This is a genomic window from Pseudomonas sp. FFPRI_1 (genome assembly GCF_055384485.1).
This window is the reverse complement of the sequence record NZ_AP029168.1, coordinates 6,921,932-6,938,709: the sequence shown is the minus strand read 5'-3', so window position 1 is coordinate 6,938,709 and position 16,778 is coordinate 6,921,932. Positions and strand designations below refer to the sequence as shown.

The 16,778-nt window shown below is 65.1% G+C and carries 12 protein-coding genes; 3 read left to right on the top strand and 9 right to left on the bottom strand.

The genetic code is table 11. The annotated features are described in order from the left end of the window. Window positions 1-24: 24 nt before the first annotated feature. The 9 genes from ACZ5BO_RS31130 to ACZ5BO_RS31090 form a co-directional block, all read right to left on the bottom strand. Window positions 25-1,923: a TonB-dependent receptor plug domain-containing protein gene (locus tag ACZ5BO_RS31130; protein ID WP_464697383.1), complete on the bottom strand. Its 1,899-nt coding sequence runs from the start codon at window positions 1,921-1,923 to the stop codon at window positions 25-27. Between the two features lie 120 nt (window positions 1,924-2,043). After that, the gene (gene dxs / locus ACZ5BO_RS31125; protein WP_464697382.1) at window positions 2,044-3,945 is read right to left on the bottom strand and encodes a 1-deoxy-D-xylulose-5-phosphate synthase; all 1,902 of its coding nucleotides are present in this window, start codon (window positions 3,943-3,945) and stop codon (window positions 2,044-2,046) included. Window positions 3,946-4,056: 111 nt separating this feature from the next. Next, the gene (gene ispA, locus ACZ5BO_RS31120) at window positions 4,057-4,944 is read right to left on the bottom strand and encodes a (2E,6E)-farnesyl diphosphate synthase (RefSeq protein WP_025129354.1); all 888 of its coding nucleotides are present in this window, start codon (window positions 4,942-4,944) and stop codon (window positions 4,057-4,059) included. Continuing rightward, window positions 4,941-5,183 (bottom strand): exodeoxyribonuclease VII small subunit, encoded by a 243-nt coding sequence (locus tag ACZ5BO_RS31115; protein WP_025129353.1) that lies wholly within the window; start codon window positions 5,181-5,183, stop codon window positions 4,941-4,943. The genes ispA and ACZ5BO_RS31115 overlap by 4 nt, the downstream gene beginning before the upstream one ends. Window positions 5,184-5,559: 376 nt before the next feature. Further along, on the bottom strand, window positions 5,560-6,843 hold the full coding sequence (locus tag ACZ5BO_RS31110; protein WP_464697381.1) for an MFS transporter: 1,284 nt from the start codon (window positions 6,841-6,843) through the stop codon (window positions 5,560-5,562). Between the two features lie 21 nt (window positions 6,844-6,864). Then, window positions 6,865-7,803, bottom strand: a complete 939-nt coding sequence (locus ACZ5BO_RS31105; protein WP_025129351.1) for a LysR substrate-binding domain-containing protein — start codon at window positions 7,801-7,803, stop codon at window positions 6,865-6,867. A 78-nt stretch (window positions 7,804-7,881) separates the two neighbouring features. Further along, window positions 7,882-9,891, bottom strand: a complete 2,010-nt coding sequence (locus tag ACZ5BO_RS31100) for a CocE/NonD family hydrolase (protein WP_464697379.1) — start codon at window positions 9,889-9,891, stop codon at window positions 7,882-7,884. Window positions 9,892-9,950: 59 nt separating this feature from the next. After that, on the bottom strand, window positions 9,951-11,252 hold the full coding sequence (locus tag ACZ5BO_RS31095) for an OprD family porin (RefSeq protein ID WP_464697378.1): 1,302 nt from the start codon (window positions 11,250-11,252) through the stop codon (window positions 9,951-9,953). Next, window positions 11,249-12,847, bottom strand: coding sequence for a BCCT family transporter (locus tag ACZ5BO_RS31090; RefSeq protein ID WP_464697376.1), 1,599 nt, complete (start codon window positions 12,845-12,847; stop codon window positions 11,249-11,251). Before ACZ5BO_RS31090 ends, ACZ5BO_RS31095 begins: the two co-directional genes overlap by 4 nt. Before the next feature lie 617 nt (window positions 12,848-13,464). On the opposite strand from ACZ5BO_RS31090, the gene ACZ5BO_RS31085 reads away from it, so the two are divergent. From ACZ5BO_RS31085 to ACZ5BO_RS31075, 3 genes are read left to right on the top strand one after another with little or no spacing between them, the layout of a single operon-like run. Continuing rightward, on the top strand, window positions 13,465-14,256 hold the full coding sequence (locus tag ACZ5BO_RS31085; RefSeq protein ID WP_025129347.1) for a YfaP family protein: 792 nt from the start codon (window positions 13,465-13,467) through the stop codon (window positions 14,254-14,256). Window positions 14,257-14,293: 37 nt separating this feature from the next. After that, entirely contained in the window at window positions 14,294-16,006 is a 1,713-nt protein-coding gene (locus tag ACZ5BO_RS31080) for a DUF2138 domain-containing protein (RefSeq protein ID WP_464697375.1), read from the top strand. Further along, window positions 15,991-16,650, top strand: coding sequence for a DUF1175 domain-containing protein (locus ACZ5BO_RS31075; RefSeq protein ID WP_464697374.1), 660 nt, complete (start codon window positions 15,991-15,993; stop codon window positions 16,648-16,650). The genes ACZ5BO_RS31080 and ACZ5BO_RS31075 overlap by 16 nt, the downstream gene beginning before the upstream one ends. The last annotated feature ends 128 nt before the right edge of the window (window positions 16,651-16,778 follow it).

The following is a 16,778-nucleotide window of genomic DNA, read 5'->3' as shown; positions in this document are numbered from 1 at the left end:
GCTTGCCAGCGAAGGCGGCGGACCTTACAGCTCAGGCGTCCAGGTCACGCCGAGCATCCAGGTGCGGCCTTCTTCGCGGTAGTTGTGGTTGTTCTGAAAGCCTGGGTCCAAGTGGCTGTACCGCGTGCGGGCATAGGTCTTGTCCAGGGCATTGTCGACTTTCAGCGACAGCTCCACCTCGGAGGTCAGTGTCCAGCTGCTGCGCAGGCCCAGCAGTCCATACCCACCCAGGCGCTTTTTGTTGTCCCTCTCCCCGTAACTGCTGCTTACGGCCTGCCAGCTAGCCCCCAGGGCGAGGCGATCGAAGCGCCGATCCAGGTCGAGGCTCAGGGTTCGGCGCGCTCGTTGTTGTAGGGTTTTCCCGGTCTTGCGATCACGGGGATCGATCATCGCCAGCCCCAGATTGCTCTGCCAGCCGAACAGTTCCTGTTTCAACGTCGCTTCAAAACCATTGATGCGAGCAGAGGCGATGTTCTCCGGGTGCCGTACTTCATTGTTGTAGAGAATCGCCTGGTCGATGTCGGTGCGATACAGCGAGGTTTCCAGGCGGCTGCTTGCCGTCAGCTGGCTGCGCCATTGCAGCTCATAACTCTTGGAGTGTTCGGGCTTGAGGTTGGGGCTGCCGTTCTCCGGGTAATACAGGTCCGTGAAGGTGGGGGCGCGGAAGCCTTCGCTGTAGGACAGCAGTACATCATTGTCCGGGTTCAGCGGCAGGGTGAAGGTGCCGCTCCAGGTGTTCTGGCTGCCATATTGCTGGTTCTGGTCGCGGCGCAGCCCCAGCTCCGTGGAGAAGCTGTCGCCCTGGAAGCGATGCTGGATAAAGGCCGCTCGGTTCCAGCGGCTGTCCTCATCGTAGGCGGTGCTGGCATTGACCCGGTCCTCGTACCAGTCGGCACCCAGGATCAGGCTGTTGTGCTCGTCCAGAGTCAGGTCATTTTGCCAGTTCAGCGAATCCCGGTAGGTATTGAACGCGGCACGTTCGTCGCTGAGCTTGTCGTGCTTGAAGTCACGATTCTCGGCGTGGCCGATTTCCACGCGCGATTGCCAGTGCTCGTTGAGCCGCGCATCAATAAAGCTGCTGACACTGCTGACTGTGAAGTCGGTATAGGGCTGCTGTTCTACGCTCCGCCCGGTGGCCATGACATAACGCCCGAAAGGACTGTCGTATTCGCTGCGCCCGCGATTGTCCAGCAGGTTCAGGCCCGCCTCCACATCCTCATTGAAGGAGTGGCTCAGGCTCAGGCTCAGAGACTGATTGCGGTAGGCGTCATGGTCCTTGTCACTGGGATAGGACTCCCGGGTCGAATCGATCCCGGCGGTTTCATCCAGGCTGGCACCAAGGCTGAAGCGGGTACGCTCATCACCGCCGGAAAGGCCGAGGCTGCGCTCCCAGGTCTGGTTACTGCCGAATCCCACATGCATGCGCCCTTGCAGCCCTTGCTGGGCGCCGCGGCGGGTGAAGATCTGGATCACCCCGCCAATCGCGTCGCTGCCATAGATCACCGAGCGTGAGCCGCGCAGCACTTCCACCCGTTCGATCTGCTGGACATTCAGGTATTGCAGGTTGCTGTCGCCGGACGATGAGCTGCTGATGCGCTGGCCATCCACCAGCACCAGGCTCTGGGCCGATCCGGTGCCGCGCAGGTAGATGCCCGGCAGGCTGCCGCGGCCACCGCTGCGTGCGATCTGCACGCCGGGCACCCGTTGCAGCAGGTCGGTGAGGCTGCTGGGTTGCAGGCGGTCGATGTCTTCCCGGGTGAACACCGTGTTGGCGGCGCTGCTGTCGTTGCGTGCTTCGACCTGGCGGTTGGCGCTGATCAGCATCTCGGGCAGTTTCAGCGCCTGATCGCGGTCGGGGGTGTCGGCAAAAAGTTCAGCGCAGGGCAGAAGGCAAAGCGGCAGGGCCAGGCGAGCAAGTTTCATGGCTATTCCGTTAGCGCGGCTCGGCCTTCGCCGCAAGGTATGAGAGGCCGGGAAAGGGACGGCTGGAAAGCACCGCCCGCATGGCGGGCGTGCAGCAGCGGTACAGCTAGCCGCTGTGGGTCAGGCCAGGCCCAGCAGCTGTAGGCGCTGGCGTACCGAGGCTTCGATGCCGGCTTCGTCGAGGCCGCATTCGGCAAGCATCTGCGCTGGCTTGGCGTGTTCGACGTAGGCGTCTGGCAGGCCCAGGTGCAGGATCGGCTTGAGGAGGCTTTCGCGAGCCAGGAACTCGCTGACCGCGCCGCCGGCGCCGCCCATGATGGCGTTCTCTTCGACGGTCACCAGCAGTTCGTGGCTGGCGGCAATCTCGCGCACCAGGGCTTCGTCCAGGGGTTTGACGAAGCGCATGTCGACCACGGTGGCATCGAGTTTCTCGGCCACTTGCAGGGCTTCGGCCAATTGCACGCCAAACACCAGCAGTGCCACTTGCCGGCCCTGGCGACGGATCACGCCCTTGCCGATCTCGATCGGCTCCAGGTCTTTGTCGATCGGTGCATTGGGACCGGTGCCGCGCGGGTAGCGCACGGCGGCCGGGCCGTTGTACAGGTGGCCGGTGCTGAGCATCTTGCGCAGTTCGTTCTCGTCGCTCGGGGTCATCACCAGCATGCCGGGGATGCAACGCAGGTAGGACAGGTCGAAGCTGCCGGCGTGGGTCGGACCGTCTTCACCCACCAGGCCGGCGCGGTCGATGGCAAACAGCACGTCGAGGTTCTGCACCGCGACATCGTGGATCAGCTGGTCATAGCCACGCTGGAGGAAGGTCGAATAGATCGCCACCACCGGCTTGGCGCCCTCGCAGGCCATGCCGGCCGCCAGGGTCACCGCGTGCTGCTCGGCGATCGCCACGTCGAAGTAGCGCAGCGGGAAGCGCTCGCTGAAGGCCACCAGGTCCGAGCCTTCCTTCATCGCCGGGGTGATGCCCACCAGGCGCGGGTCGGCAGCGGCCATGTCGCACAGCCATTCGCCGAATACCCCGGAATACTTCGGTCCGCCGGCCTTCTTCGGTGCGGCCGCCGGAGCGTCCAGGGGTTCGAGCTTGGTGATGGCGTGGTAGCCGATCGGGTCGACCTCCGCCGGAGCGAAGCCCTTGCCCTTCTTGGTCACCACGTGCAGGAACTGCGGGCCTTTAAGGTCACGCATGTTGCGCAGGGTGGCGATCAGGGTCGGCAGGTCGTGGCCGTCGATGGGGCCGATGTAGTTCCAGCCCAGCTCTTCAAACAGGGTGCCGGGGACCAGCATGCCCTTGGCATATTCTTCGGTGCGACGGGCGATCTCCCAGGCTCCAGGCAGGCGCGACAGTACTTTCTTGCTGCCTTCGCGCATGCTGGCGTAGGTACGGCTGGAGAGGATCTTGGCCAGGTAGTTGGACAGGCCGCCGACATTGCGCGAGATCGACATGTCGTTGTCGTTGAGGATCACCAGCATGTTGGCGTCCACTTCCGGCGCGTGGTTCAGGGCCTCGAAGGCCATGCCCGCGGTCAGGGCGCCGTCGCCGATCACCGCGATGGCCTTGCGCTCGCTGTGCTGCAGGCGGGCGGCAATCGCCATGCCCAGGGCGGCACTGATGGACGTGCTGGAGTGGCCGACGCCAAAGGTGTCGTACTCGCTCTCAGAGCGCCGAGGGAAGGCGGCCAGGCCGTCCTTCTGGCGCAAGGTGGCCATTTGCTCGCGGCGCCCGGTGAGGATCTTGTGCGGATACGCCTGGTGACCCACGTCCCACACCAGCCGGTCGTCCGGGGTGTCGAACACGTAATGCAACGCGATGGTCAGCTCGATGACCCCGAGGCCGGCACCGAAGTGCCCACCGGTCTGGCCGACCGTGTAGAGCAATTCCAGGCGCAACTCATCGGCCAGGGTTTCCAGCTCGGCTTCACCTAACCGGCGCAGGCCGTCCGGCGTCTGGGCACGGTCGAGCAGCGGCGTGGTCGGGCGTTTGCGGGGAATCTCATGAAACGTCGTGGGCATCAGGCGAATCGTTATAGGTATAGAAAGAGGCGGCAGTTTACCTTATGCATCGCAAGCTGCCCACGCAGAGCGCCGAACTTGGCCGATATGCGGTCTGTCGCGGACCGCCGATCAGCTGCGGCGCTCGACGATATACCGCGCCAGCTCGCGCAGCGGCTCTGCCGCTGCGTCAAACGGCCGCAGGGCATGCAGCGCCTGGTCTCGCAGCTCCAGGGCGTAGTCCTTGGCAGCCTCCAGACCCAGCAGGGCCGGGTAGGTAGGCTTGTCCCTGGCAATGTCGGCTCCCTGGCGCTTGCCCAGGGTCGCGGTATCGCTCTCGACGTCGAGGATGTCGTCCTGCACCTGGAACGCCAGGCCGATGGCCCGGGCATAGGTCTGCAAGGATTTCAGCTCGTCCTTCTCGGCCAGGCCGCTGGCCAGGGCACCGAGGATGACACTGGCCTCGATCAAGGCACCGGTCTTGTGCCGGTGCATGTACTCCAGGGCTTGCTGATCGAGCTTGAGGCCTACCGAGCCCAGGTCGATGGCCTGGCCGCCGACCATGCCCGCCGGGCCTGCGGCCTGGGCCAGGGTGGTGACCATGCGCAGGCGGATCTCGGCACTGGCGTCGCTCAGGCTCGGGTCCAGCAGGGCGCTGAAGGCCAGGCTCTGCAGGCCGTCGCCGGCGAGGATCGCGCAGGCCTCATCGAAGGCTTTGTGGGTGGTGGGCTGGCCACGACGCAGATCGTCATCGTCCATGGCCGGCAAGTCGTCGTGCACCAGGGAGTAAGCGTGAATCAGCTCCACCGCACAGGCGGCGCCATTGGCCTGTTCCGGCTGGCCACCGAGGGCCTCGCAGGCGGCATAGGCCAGCAGCGGGCGCACGCGCTTGCCGCCATTCATCACGCTGTAGCGCATGGCTTCATAGAGGCGGGCAAGCTCGGGGCTCGGGGCGCTGAACAGGGATTGCATGGCTGCGTCGACGCGGGCCTGGCTGGCGGCCTGATAGGCGCTGATCATTCTGCTTGTTCCGCGTCGAAAGGCTGTTCCGCCAGCTCGCCATCGCGTTCCAGCAGGATCTGCACTTTCTGTTCGGCCTGGGCCAGGGCGGCCTGGCAGTCGCGAGTCAGGCCGATGCCTTGTTCGAAGGCGGTCAACGAGTCTTCCAGCGACAGCTCGCCGTTCTCCAGACGCTCGACCAGGGTTTGCAGGTCGGCGAGGGATTGTTCGAAATCTAAGGCAGCTTTTTTGCGGGCCATGGTGGCTATCCCGGTTGACGTTAAACCGGCGCGACACTAGCAGACACCGGGGTTTCGGGCAAATGAGCGGTGCCCTCCGAGAACGCCCGGGGCCCTGGAAAAACCCATGTCTCGCGGCTACCGGCAGGGTTTGGCCGCCAAGGCAATGGCCAGGTTGATGATGAGCGGGGCCAGAGCCTGCGGGATGGCGGCATCCTGGTGCAGGGCGGCGCACTGAAAGTGCGCTGCACCGGCTCGTCATAACGGCGCCGGGCGTCTGGTGGCCAGCTTGGGCGGGCTCCAGAAACCTTGGAGCCTGAGGTTCAAGCCTCTGCTCCGAAAAGGACGCCGCAGGAGATTCCCAGCGGCCTGACGCCCAGCCCCACTCGGGCCGTGCTCAACGCGCCTGTTCTTCCAGGGGCGCTTCGTTGATCACTAATTCCTCGGGCACTTCGTCGACCCGTGGGTCCAGGGTGGCGGCCAGCACACTGATCGGATGCTCGGGCATGGCCACGTGCTGCAAGGGCGCGCCCTCGACCAGAAACTCCCCGGTGACTCGACTTGGTTGTACCCGCCAGGCCAACAGCAGGGCGCACAGGGAAAACACCAGGTAAAAGGCGTTGTGGCCGTAAAGCTTCATCAGTGCCCCGCACAGCAGCGGCCCGAGGCAGGCGCCCACGCCATGGGTGGCCAGGAGCATGGCGCTCAGGGCCACGCGCTGGGGCTGCTCGATGTTGTCGTTGGCCAGGGCCACCGCCAGCGGATAGAGGGTGAACAGCAGCAGGCCGCTGAGAAAACCGAACAACAGCAATACGCTGAACGACAGGTCGAGCTGCCCCCACAAAGGGATCGCCACCAGGCACAGGGTCAAGGCGCAGGCACGAATCAGCCGCGAACGGTCGATGCGGTCCGACAGCCAGCCGATCGGCCACTGGCCGCAGAGCCCGGCAAGGATCGCCACGGCGACGAAGGTGCCGGCCTGGGCCGTATCCAGGCCGCTCAGGGTAATGAACACCGGTGCCAGGGCGTAGAAGGAGCCGACCATCAGGCCGGTGATGAATACCGTGCTCAAGGCTTGCGGCACCCGCCGCCAGAAAAAACCGATCTGCAACGGAGCCGCCACCAGCTTGGCCGGGTGCAGGCGTCGGGTCAGGGCCACTGGCAGCAGGCAGGCGGCAAAGCACAGGGCGACGATCAGCAGCGGCTTGAAGTCCAGTTCCGGGCGCCAGATCAATACGCTCTGGCCGAGGATCAGGCCCAGGGAAACCGCCACCATGTAGCCGGCGAATACTGCGCCGCGCTGGTTGTTGTCCGCCTGCTCGTTGAGCCAGCTCTCGATCACCATGTACTGGTTCATCATCACCAGGCCGGTGATGAAGCGCAGTGCCAGCCACAGCCACAGGTCTTCGAACAGCACATGCAGCAGGACAATCATGGTGGCCGCGCCGGCACAGGCCACGTAGGAGCGGATGTGGCCGACGGCGGCGATCATCTGGTGGCCGAACTTGGCGCCACAGACCATGCCGGCGTAGTAGGCGGCGGTCAGGCCGCCGATCCACAGTTCGTCGACACCGTCACTGGCCAGGCGCAGGCCGATAAAACTGAAGAACAACCCGTTGCCGGTCAGCATCAGGATGGTGGCGCAATACAGCGCGGGAAAGGTCAGCAGAGTCAGGTTCATGAGGTCGTCAGGTACGTTCGGTCAGGGACCGGCTTCATTGGCAGGGGAGGTGTGGTCCAGCAGCCACTGGCGAAAGCGCCGGACGGCCGGTGGCGGATTGCGATGGTGCGGTTGCATCAGGTTCAGCCGCCCGCGGCTGGGCATGCGATCGGGCAGCGCCCGTTGCAGGCGCCCGGCGGCGAGTTCCCCCTGCAGCAGGCTTTCCCAGCCCAGGGCCACGCCCTGGCCCATGACTGCCGACTGCATCAGCAGCTGGTAGCTGTTGGTGCGCAGGGCGTGTCGCGGCGAATGGTAGGTGGCGCCCACGGCGCTGAACCAGTCGGCCCAGGTCAGCCAGTCGTGATAGTGGTCTTCGACGATCAGCAGGCGGTGTTCTTCCAGCAGGTGCTGCGAGTCGCGGATCGGTCCCTTGCGGCTCAGGTAGTCCGGGCTGCACACGCTGATCACCTGTTCGCTGGCAAACACCGGGGTCAGCTCCAGCCCCAGGGGCGCCGGCAGTTCGTCGAGGTGATAGAACAGCCCCAGGTCGTACTCGCTGACGTCCAGGTGCAAGGGGCTTTCGCTGCACAGGATGCGGATGTCCAGGTCCGGGAACAGGTGCTGGAAATGCGGCAGCAGGCGCGCCAGCCAGATCGAGCTGATGGTCGGGGTGCTGGCCAGGGTCAGTTGGCGTTCGGCGCCGCGTCGGCGCAGCTCGGCAGACTCGCGATCCAGTTCCCGCAGCAGGCGCTGGATGGTGCGAAAATAGCGCTCGCCGGCCGGGGTCAGGCTGATGCCCAGGCTGTGGCGGTGGAACAGCGGGCGCGCGAGGTTTTCCTCCAGCCGCTTGATCTGGCGGCTCACCGCGCTCTGGGTCAGGTTCAGTTCCTGGGCGGCCCGGGTAAAGCTCAGGTGGCGGGCCACCGCCTCGAAAGGCTGCAGGCAGTTGAGGGGCGGGAGATCGACGTTTCGACGTGACATAGGGGTACCCGACTGCAGGGGGCGGGCGCTGTCTTCAGCCGCCCGCCATGTCTCAGAGATAGGGCATCCTGCCACGCTTTACAGGGTGGATCGGGCGATCCGTCGCTGCCACTGGCGCTGATGGGTCTGCTGGCCATCGCAACGCGCCACCTGTTCGGCCTCCAGGTAGAACCACTGGGCGTCGGCGTGCAGGTGCAGCCGGCTGTCCACCTCTACCGACCATGCGTCGCGGCCGACGCGGTAGCTCCACTGGATGTCGGCCCGGGTCGACAGTGGGTCCCAGGGCAGCGTGCGGTATTGCTCGGTGCAACGCTGGTCGACCCACAGGCCGTGATCGAGGAAACGCATGGCGCCCAGGTCATCGTCGATGCGCACACAGACTTCGCCGCTGCCCACATCTTCGTTGAGGGTGCGCTTGGGCGCCGCCGCGCGGATGATTTCCAGGTTGGCCGGTGGCGCGCTCTGCGGCGCCTCGAACGGGCACTCCACCGCCTCGCCGGTAAACACCGGCAGTTGCACGCTCTGCAGCTCGGGCAGCAGGGTCAGGGTGGCCAGCTCGCGGCTGGGCCACAGCAGGGGGAAGCTTGCGGTGCTCAGGGCCAGGCGCAGGCGATAGCCGGCGGGCAGGCGGTAGCCGACATGATCCAGGCTCAGGCGGACCTGCAAGGGTTCGCCGGGCACTGGCGGGTTGGCCACGGCGAAGTCGTCCCGCAGGTTGAGGTTCAGGGTGCCATAGGTGATCTGCGCCACTTGGCCATCCGGTGCCACGGCATTCAGCCGGGCGACGATCTGCCCGCAAGGCTTGTCCGACTTCAGCCGCAGGTCCAGGCGCACATCCCCCAGCAGGGCCAGTGGCGCGTCCAGCGGCGGGCTGTCGAAGCACAGCGAGTGGGCGTCATCCCGGCGCTGGTCGGTGGGGCCGTCCGGGCCGAACCAGATGGCGCAGTATTCGCCCTGGTGTAGGCCGGTGGTCAGGGGCGAGCAGATGCTGCGCTCCTGGCCCAGGGCCTGTTCGCCGGCCAGCAGCCCAGAGTCGCCGAGGCTGAAGTCCTGCCATTGCACCTGGGGATCGGGCCAGCCTGCGGTCTGCACCCAGGTGCCCGGGCGCTCGGCGTAGCTGCCCTTGGGCGCGACCGCGTCTTGCAGGTAGAAAGCACAGGCCGGTTCGTCCATCACGCCATTGTCGATGCCCTTGAGCCAGTGGTCCCACCAGCGCTTGGCCTCTTGCAGGAACCCGATGGCCGGGTTGGGCACGGCGAAGTGCGGGTACTTGTGGATCCAGGGGCCGAGCATGGCCTTCTTGGGAGCGCTCAGGTGCTGCATCAGCCGCGGCACGGTGTTCTTGTAGGCATCACCCCAACCGCCAACGCAGTACACCGCCGCCTTGATTGCCGCGTAGTCCTCGCACACCGAGCCCTGGCGCCAGTAGGCGTCGCGGGTCTGATGCTGCAGCCAGGTTTCGGCGAGCATCGGCATGGCGTCCAGGCGCTGCTGCCAGAGGGCTTGCCAGTCATCCACCAGCAGCGGGTCCGGCACTGCGGCGCTGAAGTTGAGCATGGTTGCGGCCCAGCCCTGGTTCTCCATCAGCAGATTGCCGCCCTTGTAATGGATATCGTCGGCGTAGCGATCATCGGTGGAGCACAGGGTGATGATGGCTTTCAGCGCCGCAGGCTGGCGAGCCGCCACCTGCAGGCTGTTGAAGCCGCCCCAGGAAATGCCCATCATCCCCAGGTTGCCGTCGCACCAGGGCTGGGCGCAGAGCCAGTCCAGCACTTGGAGGGCGTCCTCCTGTTCCTGGGGCAGGTATTCGTCGGCCATCAGGCCCTGGGATTCACCGTTGCCGCGCATGTCCACCCGCACACAGGCATAGCCCTGGCCGGCCATCCACGGATGGCTCAGTGCATCGCGTACCGCGGTACCGTCGCGCTTGCGGTAGGGCAGGTACTCGAGGATCGCCGGATAGGGTTTTGCATCACGGGCGTCGGCCGGCAGCCAGATGCGCGCCGCCAGGTGGGTGCCGTCCCGCAGAGGGATCAGGCAGTGCTCGATCTCGCGGATCGGGTGGGGGAAATCGTGGATAACGTCCATTCGACACTCCAGTCGATAAAAGGCCACCGCCCGGATTGGCCGGGCGGCGAGCGGGGCGATCAAAGCAGGCTGAAGGGGTATTCGGTGATCAGGCGGATGTGATCGACGTTGCCGTCCGAGGTCCCGCGGATGCGATGGGTGCCCTGGCGCAGGGTCAGAGACAGGTCCTTGGCCGGGCCGGTCTGTAGCACGTAGCGCACGTCGATATCCCGTTCCCAGTGCTTTTCGTTGTCGGCGTAGTAGCGGTAGGGGCTGCCCACCGGCACCCGTCGACCGTCCACGTGGCTGCCGCGGATGTAGCGGGTGTTGAGCGACAGGCCGGGCATGCCGAGCGGCGCGAAGTCGAGCTTGTAGCCCAGGCTCCAGGAGCGCTCGCCCGGGCCGTTGAAGTCGGCGATCAGCGAGGAGTTGGCCAGGTAGATCGAGTCGTGGAAGCCGCCCCCGCCCAGGGCCAGGTAGTCGAACGGCTGGTTTCCGTGAATGCGCTGGTGGGCCAGGGTGAAGGTCTGCGGCCCGCTCTTGAGGGCCAGCGCCGCCGACCAGGCAGTGGTCGCGATATCCCCGGCCAGGGCCTGGCCGTCATCCAGGGAACGGTAGAGGTTGAGGTCCAGGTTCAAGCTGCGGTACGCCTCGGCATCCAATGGCTGGTCGAGGTTGAGATTGACGTAGTGCTGGCGCCACAGGTCTTCGTAGCGTGCGCTGTAGAGGCTCAGGCCGATTTGGGGATGCACCTGGTAGGTGCCGCCGAGATAGTCCACGTCGCCGCCTTCGACTCCGGCATAGCCGGCGTAGAAGCCGCCGCGATGGCCAGTCTGGTTGAAGTCCCTGGCGGCGGTGAAATGGCCGCCCTCCAGCAGCAGGCCCTCGGCCTCGCGGCTGGTGAAGGCGAAACCGCTGGCGGTGGCCGGCATGATGCGGCTGTCCGCCAGGGCCAGCACCGGGTTCTGCGGGCGCAGGTCGCCGTACTTGAGCTCGGTATTGGACCAGCGCATTTTCAGCGCTGCGCCGGCGGTGGCCGACTCATCGCGGCTGTGGCCAGCCCCGTCGCTGACCAGCAACTGGGTGCGCGCCCGCCCACCGCCACTGTCGAGTTTGGTGGCGAAGTAGGCGTGGGCGTCCAGGCCAAAGCCCAGGGGGCCCGGGGTGTAGCCGGAGCGGTAGTCCAACTGCAGGCCCTGGGCCCATTCGCGGCCATCCTTGTCGCGGTCGCGATAGTCGTTGTTGCGGTAGTAGTTGCGCACCAGAGCGTTGATCCGGCTGTCTTCGATAAAGCCCCGGGCTGCCTCCTGGCCGGCATCTGCCAGCAACGGGCAGCACAGTGCCAGGCCCGCGCCCTGCAGGGCGAGATGACGGATTTTCATGGGGTCGGCTCCAGGGCCGGATGAGCCGGAGTCGAGACGGCGGCCGGGGGCGGCGTCGACGGCTCTTGCATGGCCGTCGGCTGGGCCAGCAGGGCGGGATTCTTCAGCCAGATGATCAGCGCGCTGCTGGCCAGCAGGACGATGAGCATACCGGGCAGGCCACCGAGGTTGGAGAGCATCTTGACCCCGTCGATGCCGACGAAGGCCACCATGACCCAGGACACGCTGCCGATGATCACGCCCCAGACCACCTTGAGCAGCGGGCTGCCGTCCAGGTCCGAGTCGGCGGTGACGCCGCGGCTGCACAGGTTGCCGATCACGTCGGTGCTGGAGTCGGCCGCAGTGACGAAGGAGATGAAGGCGATGAACAGCAGGAAGGCGATCATCAGGCCAGAGGCCGGCAGTTGCTGGAACATCTGGTACAGCACGTGCTCCACCCCCTGCTCATTGAGCACGCGGTTGAGCGCGCCGGAACCCTGGGCGTCGAAGTACAGGCTGCAGCCAGAGAAGATGCAGATCCACAGGGCGGTGAACAGGGCCGGGTAGAGCATGTTGGTGTGGATGAACTCGCGCACCGTGTAGCCCCGGCCGATCTTGCCGAGGAACAGCGCGCTCACCGGGGCCCAGGCAAACCACACTGACCAGTAGAACACCGTCCAGCTCTGGGGCCAGTTGTCGCCGCTGGCGGCACCGGTGAACAGGCTACGGCTGAAGAAGGTCTGCAGGTACAGGCCGATGGACTCGACGCCGAGGCTGAGCATGTACAGGGTCGGCCCGCTGACCAGCACGAACAGCCCCAGCGCCAGCATGATCCAGGTATTGAAGGTCGAGAGCTTGACGATGCCTTTCTGCAGGCCGCTGGCGGCCGAGGCGACGAAGGTGATGACGATCACCGCAATGATCAGGGCCAGGCGCAGGGGCGTGGTCTCGCCGCCGATGTACTGGCTCAGGCCGCCGGACAGGGTCAGCGCGCCGGTGCCCAGGGACGAGGCCATGCCGGCCACCAGGGCAAACATCGCCAGGGTGTCGATCAGCCCGGCATAGCGCTTGACCCGCTCGGCGCCGATCAGCGGCTGGAGCATGGCTCCGATGGAGAAGTTGCTGCGCAGGTTGTAGAACACCAGGGCGAACACCAGCGACGGCACCAGGTAGATGGCATAGGGCGTCAGGGTCCAGTGCAGGAACATGGTGGACATGGCGAAGCTGGTGGCTTCGGGGCTACCGGGCGCGATCTTCAGGCTGCTGGGCGGGCCATACAGGTGATAGAGCGGCTCGGCGGTGGTCCAGAACAGTACGCCGACCGCCAGGGTGGTGCACAGCGCCACCATGAACCAGCGCCATTTGCTCAGCAGTGGCTGGGCGTCTTCACCGCCGATGCGCACCCGCCCCAGGGGCGAGAAGTAGACGATCGCGGTCAGTACCACCAGCAAGAACGAACTGGCGCTGAACAACCAGGAGAAGTTGTCGAGGATCATCCGATTGAGGGTTTTGCTCACGGCCAGGAAGGCCTGCAGATCAAGGTAGCTGGCAATCACTGCGGCCAGCAGAATCAGAAAGGTGGGCCAGAAGACCAGCGGCCGTAACGGATACTTCATGAGTGAGGCGCTCCCGTTGATTATATTTTTTATGGCCAGGCGAGGCGTCACAGCACTGAGCGGTGGGTCGGTCAGCGTCATGTGCAATCCTGCGGCGTCCCTAGATAAGCGTTTCCGGGCGCGGCGAAGCAATCGATGAATAGGTATGGGGTCATTCCCTGGGGGAATGTGCAGCGTGCCAAACGCCGGCTCGGACGCTTCGTTCCGCCCCTGCTCATTGCCGCCAAAGAGGCATTCCAGAGAGCTTGCCAGGGCTCTTTCGAGCGCCTGTGCAAGGGCATTGGCAACGCGCTGGCAAGCTTGGGCTGATGGGCTGTTTTCCGGCGGATGGGGACTCGAACCAGGGCCTCTTGATGGGGGCAGGAGCGGGGCGGCAACCGCCGCTTGCAGGCTAGGGGGGCTGGTCGATGATGTCGCCATAATGGCACTTTGCGCGTGGGTTTCAGGAGCGTGCCAATTCCCTCGCAAAAACCCCGTTGGCCAATTGTGCAACCGTCGCCAAGTCGCTAATCTGCGGCCTTTCCAACGCCCATTTCGCCGGGCGATTTTTCACGTGTTTGCAGCCGCGCCGAGGATCTGGCGCCAGGGTTTCCCCCATGCATGGCAGGACGCAGTACATGCGCGCATTCTTCTCTTTTCTGCTGCCCCTGCTGATGGCCGGGACGGCGTTCGCCGAACCCTCCGCCGAGCTGCAGGAGCCCCTGGCCGGCTGGCGCTATTCCGGACTGCTCGACCGCACCGAACAGGACCGGGTGGCCTACCCGACGCCACCGATCGACCGCGGCATCCAGCGCAACCGCACCATGATCGAGGGCCAGCTCAAGGCCATCGGTCATCTGCGCCAGCCCCACAGCCTGTCGGTCAACGGCAATCCGTTGAACCTCTACACCGACGAACAGGGCCGCTTCGGCCGGCCCTATGCCTTTGGCGCCGGTTCCAACAGCGTTGAAGTGCGCAGCTCCGAAGGCAAGTCTCTCAAGCGCGTGCAGTTCTACGAGGCCAATCAGAACAAGACACCGCCGCGGATCCGCGTGGTGCTGGGCTGGGACGATCCCAAGGCCGAGCTGGACATGCACATCATTACCCCCGACGGCCAGCACGCTTTCTTCGGCCATCCCGGCCTGACCAATGGCGGCGGCCTGGACCCGGACGGGGTCGACGGGCCGGGCCCGGAAATGTTCACCATGACCGCGCCGCTGCGGGGCACCTATCTGATCTACGTCAACTACTGGGGCAACTACGGCAGTGGCGGGTACAATTTCGACGAAGGCAGCAATCAGAATGAGGTGATCACCTCGCAGATCAACCTGATCCTTAACGAAAACACCGTCGATGAGAAACGCGAGACCTTTATCGTGCCCATGCGGGCCATCGGCGACCTGTTGCTGGTCAAGTCTTTCAACTATTGAACATCCCGCACCACGGATGAATTGGGCTTTGTGAATCATGAGCGAAAACACAGCATCCCCGGTGGCCGGCGTCCCCGGCACTGAACAACCCGGCAGCAAGCGCCGCTGGCCGGTCCTGGTCATGGGCCTGTGCCTGGTGGCTGCAGCGATCACGGTGGTGGGTTGCAAGCCCAAGACCCCGGTGGCGGAACTGGCTGGCGACAAGCTGGGCCTGAGCCGTCCCGATGGGTTGCTGGAGACCCATTCCCTGGCGCAGTTACCCAAGGACCTGCTGGCGGTGCCGTTTCTCAAGGAAACCCTGACCGAGGACTTCGTCTTTTATTACCAGACCCACGCCGACCGCCTGGGCCTGATTGGCAGCCTGCGGCGGATCATCTACGAGCATGACCTGAAACTGCAGGACAGCCTGATCGAGCAACTGTTCGACCAGCCTGCGGATGTGGCGCTGTGGCGCGGCCTGGATGGGCGCCTCAAGGACTTCCTGCTGGTGATGGACCGTGGTGGCCTGGCCAAGCTGCTGGAACCTCTGGCCAAGGTGGCCCTGGATGACACCCAGTTGAGCAAACTGGCGGAGCTCAAGGTCGGCGGCGACGCCGTGGCGCTCTATCAACTGAACTACAACGCTGGCAAATCCCTGCTGTTCGCTTCCCACGGCGACAAGCTGGTGGTGCTGTCCAACCCGGCCAAGCTGTATGACCCGAGCACCGGGGCTGATGACGAGCATGGCGCGGTGTCCACCACCGCGCTGGAAGCCTTGCTCAATGGCGACAAGCTGTTCCCTGAGGCCTTTGGCCTTGAGGCGCGCAAACCCGAGGTGCAGCAACGGCTGGCGGTCAATGCCAGTGTCCTGGCCATGGGTTACCAGCGCTTCATCCCCAGCTTCGCCGGCCTGCGCTTCGACATGGATGACAAGGGTTGGCACAGCTACCTGGCCATGGAAGAGCAGGACGACCAGCCGGACCTCGACTTCAAGCCGATCTGGCAGGCCATGCCCATGGGCGCCAGCGCCTGTGTGGCCTTGCCGTTGGCGGCGGAGCAGCAGAAGCCGTTGCTGGTCAAGCTGGGTGCCGAAGAAGCGGTGGCCAGCACCCTGACCGAGCACATGGCCGGGACTGCCGGCCTGTGCTGGTATGCCGACTCGCGGCTGTACACGCCGTTGCTGGTGGCCAGCCTCAAGGACAAGGACAACGCCAAGCTCGACGCCGATCTGGGCAAGCTGTTCGGTTCCATGGTCGGCACCCGGGAAAGCAAGGTGGCGGAGCGCATCTTCCCGGTGGTCGAGCAGCAGAACGGCGACGTGCACCAGTGGCAGCGCCAGGTCAGTTCCAACTTCGGCCAGTACCCGGCCAAGGAAGCCAAGGACCCGCAAACCATCACCGGCCGCGCCTTCATGCAGGTCAGCCTGGCCCGCCATGGCTCGACCCTGGTGTTCTCCCTGGATGACAAGCTGGTGAACAAGGCCCTGGGTACCCTGGACAAGCGCTTCCCGCCCCTGGCGGACGTGGTGCCCAAGGATGTACTGATGCCGGTGTACCTGGGCCCGCAGTCCCTGGCCCAGCTGATCCAGCAGGAAACCTTCGACAGCCTGCCCCAGGACATGGAACCGGTGTTCAACAACGCCGCGCAAACCTACCTGGTGCCCAAGCTGCGCACCCTCGGCGGTTATGGCAAGTACGCCCTGACCCTGCCCGAAGGCAGCAAGCCCGACGGTCACTGGCAATGGCTGCCCCTGCAATGGCGTGCCCTGTGAGTGCAGTGCGCAAAAGCCTGACCTGCCTCGGCCTGCTGGCCCTGTTGCTGAGCGGTGCGGTGGGCGCGACCCAGGCTCCGCCCCTGGACGTGCAGCAGTCCCAGGTGTTCCGTGCCTGGTTCGTGCGCATCGCCCAGGAGCAGTTGAGCCAGGGCCCGAGCCCCCGCTGGTATCAGCAGGACTGCGCGGGCCTGGTGCGTTTTGCCGCCAACGAAGCGCTCAAGGTTCACGACAACAAATGGCTGCGGGCCAACGGCCTGAGCAATCGCTACCTGCCGCCGGAGCTGCAACTGAGCGAAGGCCAGCGTGGCCTGGCCCAGCAGTGGCAGCAGGGCGGCGGCCAGACCGGGCCCTACGTCAACGCGATCAAGCTGATCCAGTTCAACAGCCACCTGGTGAGCCGTGACCTGGGCCAGGCGCGCCCCGGTGACCTGTTGTTCTTCGACCAGGGCGACGACCAGCACCTGATGATCTGGATGGGCCGCAACATCGCCTATCACACCGGCACCACCACTCCCACCGACAACGGCATGCGCTCGGCTAGCGTGCAGCAACTGATGACATGGAAGGACACTCGATGGATACCCGACTCAGCCAACCCCAACTTCATCGGCATCTATCGCCTGAACTTCCTCACCCAATGAACGAATCCCATGCAAGCTGCGTGAAGACTGCTGCGTTCGCCAATACTGCGTTGAAAACGGGCTCGGAATGCTCATTTACAGCCAGTAAACTGCGCTTCCTCGCCGGTTTTCGCCTTGTCTTGCCTTCC

Coding starts and splice junctions, on each gene's coding strand:
- ACZ5BO_RS31130 (WP_464697383.1), bottom strand. CDS start 1,923: ATGAAACTTGCTCGCCTGGCCCTGCCGCTTTGCCTTCTGCCCTGCGCT.
- dxs (WP_464697382.1), bottom strand. CDS start 3,945: ATGCCCACGACGTTTCATGAGATTCCCCGCAAACGCCCGACCACGCCG.
- ispA (WP_025129354.1), bottom strand. CDS start 4,944: ATGATCAGCGCCTATCAGGCCGCCAGCCAGGCCCGCGTCGACGCAGCC.
- ACZ5BO_RS31115 (WP_025129353.1), bottom strand. CDS start 5,183: ATGGCCCGCAAAAAAGCTGCCTTAGATTTCGAACAATCCCTCGCCGAC.
- ACZ5BO_RS31110 (WP_464697381.1), bottom strand. CDS start 6,843: ATGAACCTGACTCTGCTGACCTTTCCCGCGCTGTATTGCGCCACCATC.
- ACZ5BO_RS31105 (WP_025129351.1), bottom strand. CDS start 7,803: ATGTCACGTCGAAACGTCGATCTCCCGCCCCTCAACTGCCTGCAGCCT.
- ACZ5BO_RS31100 (WP_464697379.1), bottom strand. CDS start 9,891: ATGGACGTTATCCACGATTTCCCCCACCCGATCCGCGAGATCGAGCAC.
- ACZ5BO_RS31095 (WP_464697378.1), bottom strand. CDS start 11,252: ATGAAAATCCGTCATCTCGCCCTGCAGGGCGCGGGCCTGGCACTGTGC.
- ACZ5BO_RS31090 (WP_464697376.1), bottom strand. CDS start 12,847: ATGAAGTATCCGTTACGGCCGCTGGTCTTCTGGCCCACCTTTCTGATT.
- ACZ5BO_RS31085 (WP_025129347.1), top strand. CDS start 13,465: ATGCGCGCATTCTTCTCTTTTCTGCTGCCCCTGCTGATGGCCGGGACG.
- ACZ5BO_RS31080 (WP_464697375.1), top strand. CDS start 14,294: ATGAGCGAAAACACAGCATCCCCGGTGGCCGGCGTCCCCGGCACTGAA.
- ACZ5BO_RS31075 (WP_464697374.1), top strand. CDS start 15,991: ATGGCGTGCCCTGTGAGTGCAGTGCGCAAAAGCCTGACCTGCCTCGGC.